This is a genomic window from Bacillus sp. LR--39, assembly GCF_053613335.1.
In genome coordinates this window covers 1-843 of sequence record NZ_JBSIOT010000601.1, presented here as the reverse complement: position 1 = coordinate 843, position 843 = coordinate 1, and the positions used below count along the sequence as shown (strand labels likewise).

Genomic DNA, 843 nt, shown 5'->3' with positions numbered 1-843 from the left:
TGTGGATACAACACAGGGGACGGTGGAAATGAACGTGCTGCAAACCGATGCAGCGATCAATCCGGGGAACAGCGGAGGCCCATTAATCAATGCAAGCGGCCAGGTCATCGGCATCAACAGTTTGAAGGTGAGCGAAAGCGGCGTGGAATCACTTGGATTTGCGATCCCAAGCAATGATGTCGAGCCGATTGTTGACCAGCTGCTGCAAAACGGGAAGGTGGACCGTCCGTTTTTAGGCGTGCAGATGATTGACATGTCACAAGTTCCTGAAACCTATCAGGAAAATACGCTCGGTCTGTTTGGAGATCAATTGGGCAAAGGTGTTTATGTAAAAGAAGTTCAAGCAAATTCGCCGGCAGAAAAAGCAGGTATTAAATCTGAGGATGTCATTGTCAAACTAAACGGTAAAGACGTGGAAAGCAGTGCGGATATCCGTCAGATCCTTTACAAAGACTTAAAAGTCGGAGATAAAACAACAATCCAAGTGCTGCGAAAGGGAAAAACGAAAACGTTGAACGCAACACTGACCAAGCAGACAGAAAGCAGTTCAAGCTAAGAAAAAAACAAAAAGCTGAACCCAAATAGGGTTCAGCTTTTTTTATCCTAAATAAGAGGAAAGCATCCACACTTGTTTTTCAACTTCTTCAATTAATCCGACAAACAAGTCCGCTGTCGCGTTGTCTTGATTTTCTTCAGCCAGGCCGATCACGAATTTAGATTCGCTGCTGATTTGTTTGTAGTCGTTTACCAATGCTTGTACCATTTCTGAAGCTGATGTTTCGTTTCCGCCGTCTGTGATAGATGCATGCTCAGTGTATTCTTTCACTGTGGCAACAGGCTGTC

The 843-nt window shown here is 44.8% G+C and carries 2 pseudogenes; one reads left to right on the top strand and one right to left on the bottom strand.

Going from position 1 to position 843, the window contains the following annotated elements:
- A pseudogene (gene htrB, locus ACWHAR_RS25215) lies at positions 1-556 on the top strand (serine protease Do-like protein HtrB); the annotation flags it as partial.
- A 42-nt stretch (positions 557-598) separates the two neighbouring features.
- Here the strand turns inward: htrB and mrgA are convergent.
- Positions 599-843: pseudogene (gene mrgA / locus ACWHAR_RS25210) on the bottom strand (metalloregulation DNA-binding stress protein MgrA); the annotation flags it as partial.